The organism is Prochlorococcus sp. MIT 1303, assembly GCF_001631965.1.
GTDB lineage: Bacteria > Cyanobacteriota > Cyanobacteriia > PCC-6307 > Cyanobiaceae > Prochlorococcus > Prochlorococcus marinus_D.
This window is the reverse complement of record NZ_LVHK01000044.1, coordinates 674864-688441: the sequence shown is the minus strand read 5'-3', so window position 1 is coordinate 688441 and position 13578 is coordinate 674864. Positions and strand designations below refer to the sequence as shown.

Here is a 13578-nt window from a genome sequence, read left to right as displayed (position 1 = left end):
CCAGCATCAATTGAAGATGAGCAAAGCAATCTCCCCTCTGCGCAGCGACTAATTAATCTCTAATAAGAATGAGTTCTTGATGGGCAGCAGCTTTGGGGATCTATTCCGAATCAGCACCTTCGGTGAATCTCATGGAGGGGGCGTGGGAGTCATCGTGGAAGGCTGCCCACCCAGGCTTGAGCTTGACCTACAGAAGATTCAGGCCGAGTTAGATCGACGCAAACCTGGACAAAGCAAGATCAGTACACCCCGCAAGGAAGAAGATCAAGTCGAAATCCTCAGCGGTCTGCTCAACAACACAACCCTTGGGACACCAATCGCCATGGTGGTGCGCAACAAGGATCACAAGCCTGGCGACTACAAGGAGATGAATGTTGCATTTCGGCCTTCCCATGCCGATGCCACCTATCAAGCGAAGTACGGCATCCAAGCTCGAAGCGGTGGAGGGCGAGCCTCCGCAAGAGAGACGATTGCGCGGGTAGCCGCTGGAGCAATTGCCAAGCAATTACTGACCAAAGCCCATAACACCGAAGTACTGGCATGGGTCAAACGCATTCACACCCTGGAGGCCGAAATCAATGCCCAGGACGTCAGCATTGATGACGTCGAAGCAAACATCGTGCGTTGCCCGAACCAAGTCATGGCAGCGCAAATGGTGGAGCGTATTGAAGCCATCAGCCGTGAAGGCGACTCATGCGGTGGTGTGATCGAGTGTGTTGTACGCAATGCCCCAATGGGTCTGGGGATGCCTGTGTTCGACAAGCTTGAGGCAGACCTCGCCAAGGCCGTGATGTCACTACCTGCCAGCAAGGGCTTTGAGATCGGCTCGGGGTTTGGCGGCACCCTGCTAAAAGGCAGCGAGCACAACGACGCTTTCCTCCCCAGCAATGATGGTCGCCTACGAACAGCCACCAACAACTCTGGTGGCATCCAGGGAGGGATCACTAACGGTGAATCCATCGTGATCCGAGTCGCGTTCAAGCCAACAGCCACCATCCGTAAAGATCAACAAACAATTGACGCTGATGGCAACACCACGACACTGTCTGCCAAAGGTCGTCATGATCCCTGCGTGCTGCCTAGGGCCGTACCGATAGTTGAAGCCATGGTGTCCCTTGTACTCGCTGATCACCTCTTACGCCAACAAGGACAGTGCAGTCTCTGGTAAAGCAAATCTGAGCCTACCTAGACCAAGCAATGATTCCCCCTTCACAAGGTCCTACTACTCAATCATCATCGACAAATAGTTAAAGCATGCGCTGCCAATGGCGCTCTTCCCTCGTGATGCTGCTGATTCACGAGCCATGGAACCATGATCGCCACAGCAGAATTGCCTTAATCACCAGCGGGATCACCACCGCCAAACCACTGGCTCGAAAATTAAAAAGGCCTCTTAGTACGACTGGCAAAACCGTCGGTTTTTGCCCATTCGCCCGAGGCCTTAAAAGACGAAACGGAGGCACTGGATCAACCAGTCACCTCCAAGCATCAAGTGCTCATTGGAGCGGTAATGGAACGCTACCGTTGGCGCCAACCGCCGAGCTAACGACAGAGGTCCCGAGGCGACCAGCGGCCTTCGCCATGCGTTTTGCTACAGACGTGGAGGCAACAATACTTTTGCTCCCACTAGCTTTGCGTGCACGGCGAGCTGGTCGCGACGTGCCAACTGATGTGCTGGAAGACTTCTTCGCGGAGGCCTTGGCAGCAGAGGTTTTCTTCGCGGGGGCTTTAACAGCAGAGGCTTTCTTTGCAGGGGCTTTAGCAGCAGAGGCTTTCTTCGCAGGGGCTTTAGCAGCAGAGGCTTTCTTTGCAGGGGCTTTAGCAGCAGAGGCTTTCTTTGCAGGGGCTTTAGCAGCAGAGGCTTTCTTCGCAGGAGCTTTGGTAGTCGAAGCCTTCCTTGCGGGGGTTTTGGTAGTCGAAGCCTTCCTTGCGGGGGCTTTGGTAGTCGAAGCCTTCGTCGTACTGGATTTCTCTGCAGACTTTCCACTAGACACCTTCTTTGCAGGAGTCTTACTCGTTGATTTACCTGGACCACGACTGCGATGAGTCAGCACCATGGCCCACTCATCAGCAGTGAGATTTGAAGGCTTGCTGCCATGGGTATTGGCGAGCTTGGCAGCCTTTTCGATGTCCTTGATCAAATTGGTCCAGGACGTCGCAAAGCGCTTGTCCGACTGAGACTTGGCACCGCTTTCGACCAAGGTTTCCACCACTCCAGCTGCGCTGACCTTCTTACGGCGACGATTAAAGATCTCCTTCTGAAGTTGTGCGATCAGAGCATCGGCTTTAACGCTGAGCTTGATGGTTAGCTGAGACATTGAAGAATAAATAGCTATCTTATATGTAGCATCTCGATCAAATGTCAACAAATAGTCGAAGTTAGGCTGTCGTTGCTGGAGGCTTCAAATAAGCCTGCAATGCAGGGTCAAGCTGACCCTGTTGAACCAGCCCACGCCCAAGAGCAACAGCGTCATACCCCGCATTAAGCCAGGGGATGAAGTCTTGCACCGTAAGCCCACCAGCGGCAATCACAAAGGGCAAAGAGTCCATCGGTCCAGCCAACTGACGCCAGTAATCAATCCCCAAAACTGATGCAGGGAACAACTTAACGAGCCGGCATCCACAACGGTAAGCCTGCTGAATCTCAGTGGGAGTGAACACCCCAGGCACAAGGAGCTGATGCATTTCCCGCGCCTTCTGATGAAGGTCGGGATCCCAATATGAAGTCATGGCATAAGCAAGGCCTAGCTCTGCCACAGACTGCAAGCCTGCTGGACAGCTAATAGAGGCTGCTCCCAGGCAGAGCCCTGCAAAGCACTTCTGCACCTCCTTCATCAAAGACATCCAACCAGGATGAGGAGACCAGGCCAGCTCCACATGCCGAACTCCGAGAAGATGCAACTGCTCGAAAACCGCAAACAAAGAAGCTTTGGAACTAGATCCCTCAAGATCGTCGTGCTCGCTTCGCAAGACCACAACCAAAGGCTGGGCCCGTAGTGAGGCTATCAAGACCTCTTGCCTATCAAGCCAGAGGCAATCACCAGAGCGCTCAGACGTATTCGGCAACCCTTACATCGCGTCGGATCAACAATTCCTGCAAATCCTGAGCATCAACAGTTTCCTTCTCTACAAGCAAATCAGCCAACTCATCAAGAACAGAACGATTGTCAATCAATACTTTGGTGGCACGCTTGTAAGCCACATCAACAAGATCAGAGACCTCTGCATCGATAATCGCTGCAGTGTCTTCAGAGAAATCGCGTTCAGAGGCGATGTCACGCCCAAGGAACATCCCTCCCTGAGACCGCCCCAAAGCGACCGGACCAAGCTTGTCGCTCATCCCGAACCTCGTCACCATCTGCCTGGCAACCTGAGCGACCTGTTGAAGGTCATTGGATGCACCAGTGGTCACCTCGTCTTCTCCGTAGACGATTTCTTCTGCAACTCGACCACCCAGAGCAACAGCCATCTGGTTCTGCAAATAAGCCCTGGAATAGAGACCCGACTCCATCCGCTCCTCACTCGGGGTGAAGAATGTGAGACCACCAGCCTGACCACGAGGAATGATGGAAATCTTCTGCACTGAGTCGTAATCAGGCATAAGGGCTCCTACCAGGGCATGACCAGACTCGTGATAAGCAACCAGTTGCTTACGCCGTTCACTCATGACACGATCCTTCTTCTCAGGACCAGCCATGACCCGCTCAATGGCGTCGCTAATCTCGTCATTGCTCACTTCTGTAAGCTCCCGACGAGCTGCGAGGATTGCCGCTTCATTGAGCAAGTTGGCAAGGTCAGCCCCTGTGAAGCCTGGTGTGCGCCGCGCCACTTTGTCGAGATCAACATCCTTGGACAGGGTCTTATCGCGGGCATGCACATTGAGGATCTGCAGGCGACCGCTGTAATCGGGGCGCTCCACAACAACCTGTCGGTCAAAGCGACCAGGGCGCATCAACGCCGAATCGAGCACATCAGGCCGATTGGTGGCCGCCACGATGATGATGCCGGTATTCCCCTCGAAACCATCCATTTCAGTCAGCAGCTGGTTAAGAGTCTGCTCACGCTCATCATTGCCACCGCCAAGGCCAGCGCCACGCTGCCGACCCACCGCATCAATTTCATCAATGAAAACAATGCAAGGAGCGTTCTTCTTGGCCTGCTCAAATAGGTCACGGACTCGACTGGCACCAACCCCAACAAACATCTCGACAAACTCCGAGCCGGAAATCGAGAAGAACGGCACCGCCGCTTCACCAGCCACTGCTTTGGCAAGCAGTGTTTTGCCAGTTCCAGGAGGGCCTACAAGCAGAACACCTTTGGGGATTTTTGCGCCAACAGCAGTAAATCGATCAGGGTTTTTGAGAAAGTCAACGACTTCGGTAAGTTCAAGCTTTGCCCCTTCGATCCCAGCAACATCACTAAAGGTGACCTGAGTGGACGGCTCCATCTGAACTCTGGCCTTGCTCTTGCCAAAATTCATGGCAGGGTTACCACCGCCGCCGCCACTCTGAGAACGTCTGAAGAGAAAGAAAAGTCCACCCAATAACAACAAGGGGATAAACAAACTTCCGGCGGCCTGTTGCCAAGCACCTCTCTGGCTGGTTGGTTGAACAGCAATATCAACGTTGTGATCCGTTAACAACTTCAAAAGGTCCTTGTCAGGGGCAAGGTTGACATCCGCGCGTCGACCATCGCTTTCAACAACCTGAGCGGTGGCCTGGTCTGGGGAGATCAGCACACGACTCACTTGGTTGTCCTGAACTGCTTCAACGAATTCGCTGTAGCGGAGAGTCTCCCGCTCAGTCGTGCCAGGTTTGCCGAGGAAGGCCGTGCCGACCACGACGACCACGACCACCAGAAGAACGTAAAGACCTACGTTGCGCCAGCGTTTATCCAAGATTCTCCTGCCTGTAATGAAAGAATGTTATTCGGGCTCCGGGAATCACGTGGCTCTCAGCACCTCAACCACGCTACGGAAGGCGAACCACTCAGGGATCTCCTCGCCACTTCTCAACATCTTGCGAAACTGCGTACCGCTGAGCTTCTTGACATGTAATCCACGAGCCTCGGCATGCTCGGCAGTGACGTAGCCCTCCTCTTCAGTGAAAACAAGATTCAACGAGGGGACCGTTTCCATTGCCAGCTCTACTGCACATTCCTGTGCAAAGTTCTGCGCGTCGTAAGGGCCATAGAAGTCATCGCCGCTAAGGGAGGACTTACATCCGGCCATGTCACGACCGATGATGAAATGGGTACATCCATAATTGCGGCGAATAATCATGTGTTGCAGGGCTTCGCGCGGACCTGCCATATGCATGGCATAGGGAAGATAGGCCCAGCGAATGCGTGGATTATCTACTTCAGCAGCCAACCGCTCATAGGTCTGAAAACGTACTCCACCAGGGATATCATCCTGCTGAGTTGGTCCACAGGTGGGATGCACTAGCACAACAGCGTTCTCGCTCACATTGCTGGCATGCAAGGCTCGCGTAAACAACTCGTAGTGAGCGCGATGAATGGGATTGCGACACTGAAAGGCAACAACGTCCTCCCCGGAAGGAAGTTCCGCCCGAACCTGAGCAGGGCTCTTGCAAGGGAAAATACGCTTGGGCAACTCCAAACCCTGCAAGGTGCCCCCGAGATAAAAGCGCTTGCGTTCAGTGGCAATCATGCGCACAGCGGGATGCTCTAGAGAGGTGGTGCCATAGCAACCTTTGGCTTCCACCACCTTGTCGGGCTCCCATTTGTCCTCGACTTGAAGAACTGCTAAATCCTGACCCTTGTAACTCAGCAATACCCGATCACCGATCGCTACATCCTCTCGATCGGTATCCATCACGATTGGCAGGCCAAAAAGATAGCCGGAAAGAGTGCGATGGCCTGCAACAACAGCGTCGTAATCACCCTGATGCATAAAGCCCCGCTCAGGCGAAAAGCCTCCACCGACAAGCAACTCCAGATCGCAAGCATTGCGATCTGAGCACTCCAACACATGGTTGGCACTGGCCTTGACAGCTTCCTGCTGATCAGTGGCCACCATCAAATCCACCAGTTTCCCTCCATAGGGGGCGATCACGCCTGGAGACTGGGCAGATGCAGAGGGACTGGCAATCATGACAAGCCTGGGGATGCCGGGAGATTCTCCCAGACGGATGGTTTTTATCTGCTAAGACCAGGCGCAACTAAAGCATGGTCAAAAAAAAGGGGTCCATAGACCCCCTTGAAAAATATTCAGTTGATTGGGATTGGGAACGATGAGAAGTCTTCTAATCAGCCCTTACGGCCATAGAGGACCCCAGAGATCTTGAGATCACGAGCTTCCTTAGAACCCATGTCTGTATCAGCAGTCTGTAATGCCACGAAGGTGCCAGCAAATTCATTAGAGCCAGCGTCAACACTATCGACAGAGAGGGTGATTTGACCCTTGCCATCGAGATAGCGCTTGACGTTTTCAGTCTGAAGCTCCTTGTCATCACCACCCAATGCAACGAGGCCTTGGGCATAGTCAACACCTGTAGTCAAAGCACGACTTTTGGGATCAAGGAAGTTGCTGGTGCGATAGCTAGGTGTCCTTGTTGTGCCTTTGAACTCAGTACCAACAGAGATTGAAGAACTGTTTGAATCCACCTGCATGTCTTTAGCTGAGAAGACAAAAGGCACTTCCTCACCATTAGGAGCGAGGACGGTAATTAATTGAAAGTCAATACCACCCTTTTCAGCGAAGGCGCCAGAACCAGAAATGTCTCCGAAAACCTGCTCAATAGTGGTGTTATTGGATGGGCTGATGATCTTTGTTTTAGCGAAATCAGCTTTTTTGCGCTTTGTAGGAGCAACCTTCACAAGCACCTCAGTCGGTTGCAAGCAAATGTCGCTGAGAGTATCGCCAGAACCAATGCTGATGGATCCACTTGAACCAGCGGCGATGGTTGGGCAATCGTTTGCTCTACCGGTATTAACGATGTTGCCAAAACGTGCATTAGAGCGTTCATTGCCAACAACGAAATCGCTATTGCCCGCGCCATCTGTGATTGCGGCGGACACACTGCTTGGGGCAGCTACAAAGGTGAGACAGAAAGCCAGCACCAGGGCCAGCAAAGGACGAAACAGCATGGGAAGAAGCCGAAAGGCCAGATAACTGCGGGATGAACCGCCCAAAATGATCGTTTGGATCCTACAGGGCACAAATAGGCGTTACGGCTAGCCTCTTGCACCTCTCAACAACCCGTCGCTTACCGAGCTCAAACGAAGACGCCATAAAAGGCCGTATAGCCCCACTGACAGCTGAACTACGAGCGTTGGCCAATGAGCTCAAACAGGCAGAGACCCTGCCCGCATTACTGCGGGAGATTGAAACGATCCATCGCGATATCCAGGAAGGTCCCTTTCGCCAAAGCTTGCCGGAAGACCGTCAAGACCTTTACACCCTGCTTCAGACCATGGAAAAAAGCGGAGGCTGGCCATATATCCCAAGGCTGCAACTGCGCACTTTCATCGATCTACTGGGTCAAGATGGCGTCGAAATCAGGACCTGAACCTCCAAAATGGCATCAAGCAACTGATGAGCCAATGCCAGCTTGGACGTAACAGGTAAAGAACGGACGCTGCCACCGGCAGCAAGCAACCAACCACCATTGAAATCCTCCTCAAAACCCTGACCAGGGCGATCAATCGGATTTGCCATCAGCAGATCACAGCCTTTGCGAAGACGCTTTTCCTCACCAAGCTGCTGAATCTGAGCTTCATTACCAGTTAGTGCAGCAAAACCAAGCAGAACCTGACCAACTGGTCGCCTTAAAACGAGCTCGGCGAGAAGGTCTGGGACTTGCTCCCAGCCCTGAGAAAAAGACTGAAGCAAGCAATCCTTCGAAAGTTTCTCAGCCTGAGCAGGGTTAACCCGACGGACGTCCGCAACCGCCGCCGCCATTGCCACTGCATCTGCTTTGGACTGCAGCTGCGCCAGCATGTTCTGCATCTCATCTGCGCTTGCCACTGGATAGGCCGCCAACCCCTCCAACCAAGCAAGAGGTAGTTTCAAAGGACCATGTACCAAATCCACCTGGGCACCGCGTAGCCGAGCTGCCTGCGCCAGCAACACCCCCATACGGCCGCTGCTGCGATTGATCAACAGCCTGGCTGGATCCAAAACCTCCACTGTCGATCCAGCGGTCACCAACAACCTTCGCCCTTGCCAATCGCGTTGCAGCCTGCCTGTCTCATCAGCCTGCAAAAGCCCACTCACCACAGCCAGCTCAATCAACTTCGGATCGGCCATGCGGCCATCCCCGATCCGATCACAGGCCAGCAGCCCAGATTCAGGTGCCAATGGCAGCACGCGTGGATCAGTCTGCAACTCTTGCCAGTTTCTCCTCACGGCAGGGTTGGACCACATGGCAGTGTTCATTGCTGCCGCTGCAAGCACCGGCCGTTCACAAGCCAGCAACAAACTTGCCAGAAGCCCCTCTGCAAGCCCCTGAGTCCAGCGAGCAAGACTCGTAGCACTTAAAGGAGCGACAATGACAAGCTCAGCCCATTCAGCCAGGGCCACATGTAAAGGACGAGGTTCGCTCGAATTCCATTGATCCTCATCCTGGTAGCAGCGATGCCTACTCAGACTGGCCAGAGCAACAGGGCTGACTAGACGAGCAGCACTAGGGGTCACAAGACAGCGCACCTCAGCGCCGGCCTTGATCAGAGCACTCACCAGCAATGGTGTTTTAACAGCCGCGATACTGCCAGTGACTGCTACAAGCAGACGGCGACCCATCAGAGGGCGTGCCGCCTCAATCTTCATCGAAGGGTTCCTGATCGATCAGATGCACGTATGGAGCTGTCAGCTCAGGGCGATGAATCGCCAAAGCCCTCAATAGATGCCAATCGCCCAACCCAGCAAAGGGAGTGGGGTAATCGTCATCTTCAAGACGCCTTGCAAGTACCGCAGTTGCCTCATCATCAAAGGCCTCAAGACGTTCTGGAGTAATCGCACCAGCAAGATCCATGGAAAGCAGCTTGGAGTTCCGCATGGAGTTTGCTCAAGTAAAGAGCGGCTCCATTCTGCCTGGACGCTAGGTTCCTGCCGCTGGGGAATTAGCTCAGTTGGTAGAGCGCTGTGATCGCACCGCAGAGGTCAGGGGTTCGAATCCCCTATTCTCCATTCAGGTCTCAACGAGATCGATTGCTATAGAGAGGCTTGTCAGATGCAAATCCGCTTAGACAAGTCTTAAGGCCATGGAGTTTCCTCTTCGAAGTATCCGTAAGCACAAACATCAGATCCTGATTGGACTGGCAGGTCTTGTCACGATGACGGTGATCACACGTCCTTCAGCCCTACTCACATTTGCCTTAATTGCCCTTGCAGGAAATCTGACATGCGGACACCAGCACTCTTTGACAGTCCATGCGTTAAAAGAGAGTGAAGAAGGATCTGGTCCTCAATGTCGCAATCAAAACGTGAACAGGTGGTGAGTCATCTTCGCTACATCCGCCAAGAGCTACGAGAAATGCATCAAGGAGTCATGGAAGATGGCCTTCTCCCCGAAGCAGGCGAGGTGCGTGGAGTCATGGCACAAATGGAAGCTCTGCTTGAGCTACTCGAAGGCAAGTCATCGCGTAAAGCCAAAGCCGAAGCTAGTTAATCGCCCAGATCACTTGCCACACCCTGCCTAGCAAGCTTTTTTATTCAAATCCACTAACTATTGGAGAGAATGAAGACACATACGCTCCAAGTGTTGCAAAAGGGTCTGGCAGGATTCCAGGCTAGGTGATGGGGGTTCAACTCAATCCAACCCTGCCAGTTTTTACTTATGCCCCAAAAGCTTCAGTTCACTCGCTTTCAACGCAGTGTTGGTCAAGCAGGAGAGCGACTGGAATTTTGGGCTGTGAACCCATGGCGTAGAAGCTCATTGTTTGTGATCGTTTTATTAATCACCTTTCTGTTAGGCAGCTCGGTTGGAACGATCAGTGGCGCGTTAGACCTCATGGACCCCATCGGGGCCCTTCTCACTGTGGTGATTTGGGAAGTGATGGTGCGATTACGGCGCCAGTGGCCTGCTCCCAAACGGGCCGTTCTGGCACGTCAATTATTAGATATGGCAAGGATTGGTCTGCTTTACGGCCTGCTCCTAGAAGGCTTCAAGTTGTTGTGATCTAAGTGAGAAGCATGACCTCAAAGGAAATTGCCAACATGCTCCATATCCTTCAAGCAACACCATCATCAGAGGGAGCATGGGCAAAGAGCACTTCTTCCTCGAATTAGAGCCACCAGAAGAACGCCTACGCCGTGCACCCCATGTTGTGATTATTGGTGGTGGGTTTGCAGGAGTGCGTGCTTGCAAAGCTCTCGCCAATACAGAGGTGCGCGTCACTCTGATCGACAAAAGAAATTTCAACCTCTTCCAACCCCTCCTCTACCAAGTCGCTACAGGCCTGGTCTCCAAAGGAGATGTTGCCACCCCCCTACGCCAATTGGTTGGCAGGCAATTCAATGTGCAAGTTCTGCTCGGTGAAGTCACCCAGCTCAATCCGCAAGACAAACAGATCGTTTTCAATAACAAACGCTTGAGTTACGACTACCTCGTGCTCGCCACCGGATCTGGCAGCACCTACTTCGGGCATGAGGAATGGCGCAGCTTTGCTCCACCGATGAAAATCCTTGAGCACGCCGAAGAAATCCGGCGTCGACTGCTGATGGCGATGGAACAGGCCGAACAGACACCCGACCCCAACGCCCGTCAATTCCTACAGAGCGTCGTGATTGTGGGTGCAGGGCCCACTGGCTGCGAGATGGCAGGAGCCGTATCTGAGTTAATGCGCAATGCCATGCGCCGTGAATTCAAACAACTCAATCCGGACCAAACCAAGATCTACTTGGTTGATCCTGGCGAAAGGGTGCTGCGCGCCATGCCTGAAATGTTGTCGAAATCAGCCCGCACGACTCTCGAATCACTCGGTGTAGAAATGGTTTTCAAAGGCAGGGTGCAGTCCATGCAACCAGGCGAGGTAATGATTAGCACCCCGAATGGTGATCAGTGTCTTCAGGCCGCAACCGTGATCTGGACCGCTGGCGTGCGTCCTTCGCACCTCGGCCGCAATTTGGCCGACTCGATCGGTTGTGAACTCGACAAGGGGGGGCGAATCGTTGTGGAACCAGACTTCTCCGTTGCCGGCCATCCCGAAATACGAGTTGTTGGAGACCTCTGCTCCTATCGGCACACAACCAATCAGACACCCCTACCTGGCATGGCCGGCCCAGCTACGCAAGCAGGCGGATTTGTGGGCAAAGATATCGCTGCACTAGTGAGCGGGTCATCCCGGCCAACATTCAACTGGTTTGATTTCGGCAGCATGGCGGTTCTTGATCGTGTAGCAGCGGTGGCAGATCTACGTGGCTTCAAATTCTCAGGAGGGATTGGCTGGATGTGCTGGGCTCTTGCCCACTTGGCCTTCATGCCCAACCCGGAGAACCGCATCACGCTGCTTTTTAAGTGGTTAGTCGCCTTGGTGTCTCAACAACGCTCATCGATGCTGCTCACGGGAATGCCCAGCCAGCACATCGACATTGATGCCCCAGATGCTCATTTCCCAATGCAGCCTGGTTTAGGCCCCTCAATCGCAGCACCGGACGCAGCACTACAATCCGCCATGAAGTACTACAGCACTCAGATCGCAGGCATAGATCCTCAGCCGATGGCTGCTAAGGAAGGATCTGGGGAAGACTCAACAGCTGCCATCAAATAAAGCAAGGCCATGCGGATAGGAATGCCATTGCGCACCTGCTCTTCGACAAGACTGATGGAGTGATCATCCAGTAATGATCCACCCAACTCAACCCCTCTGTTCACAGGCCCAGGATGGAGCAGAGGTACAGACTTCCCGCATAACTTGAGGCGCTCGTGGGTGAGCCCATAATCACGATGAAAGCGGTTTAGATCAGTAAGCAAATGCTGATGCATCCTTTCCTTCTGCAACCTCAAAGTCATCACCGCATCCGCACCAGGCAACGCCTCCTCAAGAGTTCGCACCACCTCCACACAACCACGATGTTGAACAGGGTCATGGGATTGACCAGGAGGTGGCGCCTCGACAAAAGCCACAAAATCTTGAGGAACCAGGCTCGGCGGACCACACAACACAACATCAGCACCGCAGGCAGTGAGTGCCCAAAGATTGGATCGCGCCACACGTGAATGGAGAACGTCTCCAACGATCACGATCCTTCGGCCTTGCATGGCTTCAGGCAGGGGATTCTGCGGATCGAAATAATGAGCAAGGGTGTAGAGATCAAGCAATCCCTGGCTGGGATGGCTATGCAACCCATCGCCACCATTGAGCACGGCAGTGCGTTCGCCTGAACGATCTAAAGCACAAGCAAGTTGTTCGGGAACGCTGGTCGAGTTATGACGAATCACCAACACATCAGCCCCCATCGCTACATAGGTGCGCGCTGTATCAAGCAAAGTCTCTCCCTTGCTGAGTGAACTGCTGGCTGGAGTAAAACTCTGCACATCAGCCGAAAGACGCCGCGCCGCCAACTCAAAGCTGCTTCGGGTACGCGTACTGGGCTCAAAAAACAACGTTGCCACTAAACGCCCCTGCAACGCCGGCAACTTGCGCGCACCCGTGACAGGCATGGAGCGGAAGCGATGCGCTAGCTCCAGAACAGAGGTGTAATCCTCACGAGAAAAGCTGGCCAGATCAAGGATGTGTCGATGGGACCAGCCGCTCATTGGCCATCACTGGCAACAGGAGCCCAGGCTTGTTGCAAAGGAGGCGTGCGATCTCCCTTGGCACGGCGACTAATGCTGCGACAGTTCTTGAGATACCAACGCCAAGGAATGTCTTGTCCTTGAGAGATACCGATCCTGGTTGTGCTCACAATCGTTGGCGTACTGAAAACAGCCGGCCTAGGTGCCAGCCACACGTCATTCTCTCCCGTGACGGCTGCTCTGTCATGGGAGCGATCCAAACCAAAACGACGCGCCAATAAAGCGGGACCCGCCGCGACGCGTTCCGGTTCGTCCGGCAGTGCAATCGCCCTCAACAAAACGCCATTGGCCCATTCAGCACGATCGGTGACCACATTGACGCAGTGGTGAATGCCATAGCTCACATAGACATAAAAACGACCAGGCTCACCAAACAGCGTTTCGTTTTGCGGTGAGCGGCGGCGATAGCCATGGCAGGCAGGCTCGTCTTGTGAATACGCCTCTGCCTCCACAATCACGCCCCAGAGCAAACTTCCATCCGCTTGGCGTTTCACTAATAAACAGCCAATCAGTTCAGGTCCCACCAGCTCTGCAGGGCGGCAGAAGAAGGCGTGGGGTAGAGCTTGGAAAATCTTGGTAATGGGCTGAGTGGCTATGGGAGTGGCTAGAGAGACAACCTTCTTCACCCAAGTCTGACAACGCTGATTACAGAAGAGACTATTGAGTTATCAAATCCCTTCTCCTGATGTCAGAAGAACAACTCAAAGCTTATCTCGCCAAAGCAAAAGACGACACCAACCTTCAGTGATTTATTGAGCCTAAAATCAAACGCAAAGGGAAGCTGTTGTCGAACTGATGAAACACGTTTACTCTTGCT

Annotated in this window: 15 protein-coding genes and 1 tRNA gene; 8 read left to right on the top strand and 8 right to left on the bottom strand. The window is 53.4% G+C overall.

The genetic code is table 11. The features are described 5' to 3' along the window. Positions 1-79: 79 nt before the first annotated feature. The 3 genes from aroC to PMIT1303_RS13845 all read left to right on the top strand — a co-directional run bounded on the left by aroC (position 80) and on the right by PMIT1303_RS13845 (position 2309). A complete protein-coding gene (aroC, locus tag PMIT1303_RS12425) occupies positions 80-1168 on the top strand; it encodes a chorismate synthase (RefSeq protein ID WP_011131162.1) in 1089 nt (362 codons plus the stop codon). An 86-nt stretch (positions 1169-1254) separates the two neighbouring features. Then, complete coding sequence (locus tag PMIT1303_RS13850; protein ID WP_063398922.1) at positions 1255-2046, top strand: hypothetical protein; 792 nt, start codon at positions 1255-1257, stop codon at positions 2044-2046. 50 nt (positions 2047-2096) lie between these two features. Next, the gene (locus PMIT1303_RS13845) at positions 2097-2309 is read left to right on the top strand and encodes a hypothetical protein (protein WP_063398921.1); all 213 of its coding nucleotides are present in this window, start codon (positions 2097-2099) and stop codon (positions 2307-2309) included. Between the two features lie 70 nt (positions 2310-2379). Here PMIT1303_RS13845 and PMIT1303_RS12410 read toward each other — a convergent pair whose 3' ends face one another. From PMIT1303_RS12410 to PMIT1303_RS12395, 4 genes are all read right to left on the bottom strand, one after another. After that, positions 2380-3066, bottom strand: a complete 687-nt coding sequence (locus PMIT1303_RS12410; protein WP_063398920.1) for a bifunctional 4-hydroxy-2-oxoglutarate aldolase/2-dehydro-3-deoxy-phosphogluconate aldolase — start codon at positions 3064-3066, stop codon at positions 2380-2382. Continuing rightward, positions 3050-4897: an ATP-dependent zinc metalloprotease FtsH3 gene (ftsH3, locus tag PMIT1303_RS12405; protein ID WP_063398919.1), complete on the bottom strand. Its 1848-nt coding sequence runs from the start codon at positions 4895-4897 to the stop codon at positions 3050-3052. The genes PMIT1303_RS12410 and ftsH3 overlap by 17 nt, the downstream gene beginning before the upstream one ends. Before the next feature lie 45 nt (positions 4898-4942). Further along, positions 4943-6115: a sulfate adenylyltransferase gene (sat, locus tag PMIT1303_RS12400; protein ID WP_063398918.1), complete on the bottom strand. Its 1173-nt coding sequence runs from the start codon at positions 6113-6115 to the stop codon at positions 4943-4945. A gap of 155 nt (positions 6116-6270) precedes the next feature. Then, positions 6271-7110, bottom strand: a complete 840-nt coding sequence (locus tag PMIT1303_RS12395; protein ID WP_063399005.1) for a photosystem II manganese-stabilizing polypeptide — start codon at positions 7108-7110, stop codon at positions 6271-6273. Positions 7111-7205: 95 nt separating this feature from the next. On the opposite strand from PMIT1303_RS12395, the gene PMIT1303_RS12390 reads away from it, so the two are divergent. Continuing rightward, positions 7206-7532, top strand: a complete 327-nt coding sequence (locus PMIT1303_RS12390) for a hypothetical protein (protein ID WP_063398917.1) — start codon at positions 7206-7208, stop codon at positions 7530-7532. On the opposite strand, the gene coaBC is transcribed toward PMIT1303_RS12390, so the two are convergent. After that, positions 7505-8791, bottom strand: coding sequence for a bifunctional phosphopantothenoylcysteine decarboxylase/phosphopantothenate--cysteine ligase CoaBC (gene coaBC, locus PMIT1303_RS12385; protein WP_063398916.1), 1287 nt, complete (start codon positions 8789-8791; stop codon positions 7505-7507). The genes PMIT1303_RS12390 and coaBC overlap by 28 nt on opposite strands. Further along, the gene (locus tag PMIT1303_RS12380; RefSeq protein ID WP_063398915.1) at positions 8781-9020 is read right to left on the bottom strand and encodes a DUF2555 domain-containing protein; all 240 of its coding nucleotides are present in this window, start codon (positions 9018-9020) and stop codon (positions 8781-8783) included. Before PMIT1303_RS12380 ends, coaBC begins: the two co-directional genes overlap by 11 nt. A gap of 58 nt (positions 9021-9078) precedes the next feature. On the opposite strand from PMIT1303_RS12380, the gene PMIT1303_RS12375 reads away from it, so the two are divergent. The 4 genes from PMIT1303_RS12375 (at position 9079) to PMIT1303_RS12360 (ending at position 11733) form a co-directional block, all read left to right on the top strand. Then, positions 9079-9151 (top strand) — tRNA-Ala (locus tag PMIT1303_RS12375). A 280-nt stretch (positions 9152-9431) separates the two neighbouring features. Then, a complete protein-coding gene (locus PMIT1303_RS12370; RefSeq protein ID WP_011131171.1) occupies positions 9432-9632 on the top strand; it encodes a hypothetical protein in 201 nt (66 codons plus the stop codon). A gap of 168 nt (positions 9633-9800) precedes the next feature. Further along, complete coding sequence (locus PMIT1303_RS12365; RefSeq protein WP_063398914.1) at positions 9801-10142, top strand: DUF565 domain-containing protein; 342 nt, start codon at positions 9801-9803, stop codon at positions 10140-10142. Between the two features lie 79 nt (positions 10143-10221). Further along, positions 10222-11733: an NAD(P)/FAD-dependent oxidoreductase gene (locus PMIT1303_RS12360; protein ID WP_063398913.1), complete on the top strand. Its 1512-nt coding sequence runs from the start codon at positions 10222-10224 to the stop codon at positions 11731-11733. Here PMIT1303_RS12360 and PMIT1303_RS12355 read toward each other — a convergent pair. Continuing rightward, entirely contained in the window at positions 11676-12722 is a 1047-nt protein-coding gene (locus tag PMIT1303_RS12355) for an aspartate carbamoyltransferase catalytic subunit (protein WP_063398912.1), read from the bottom strand. The genes PMIT1303_RS12360 and PMIT1303_RS12355 overlap by 58 nt on opposite strands. Beyond that, positions 12719-13387: a DNA-3-methyladenine glycosylase gene (locus tag PMIT1303_RS12350; RefSeq protein ID WP_063398911.1), complete on the bottom strand. Its 669-nt coding sequence runs from the start codon at positions 13385-13387 to the stop codon at positions 12719-12721. Before PMIT1303_RS12350 ends, PMIT1303_RS12355 begins: the two co-directional genes overlap by 4 nt. Between the last annotated feature and the right edge of the window lie 191 nt (positions 13388-13578).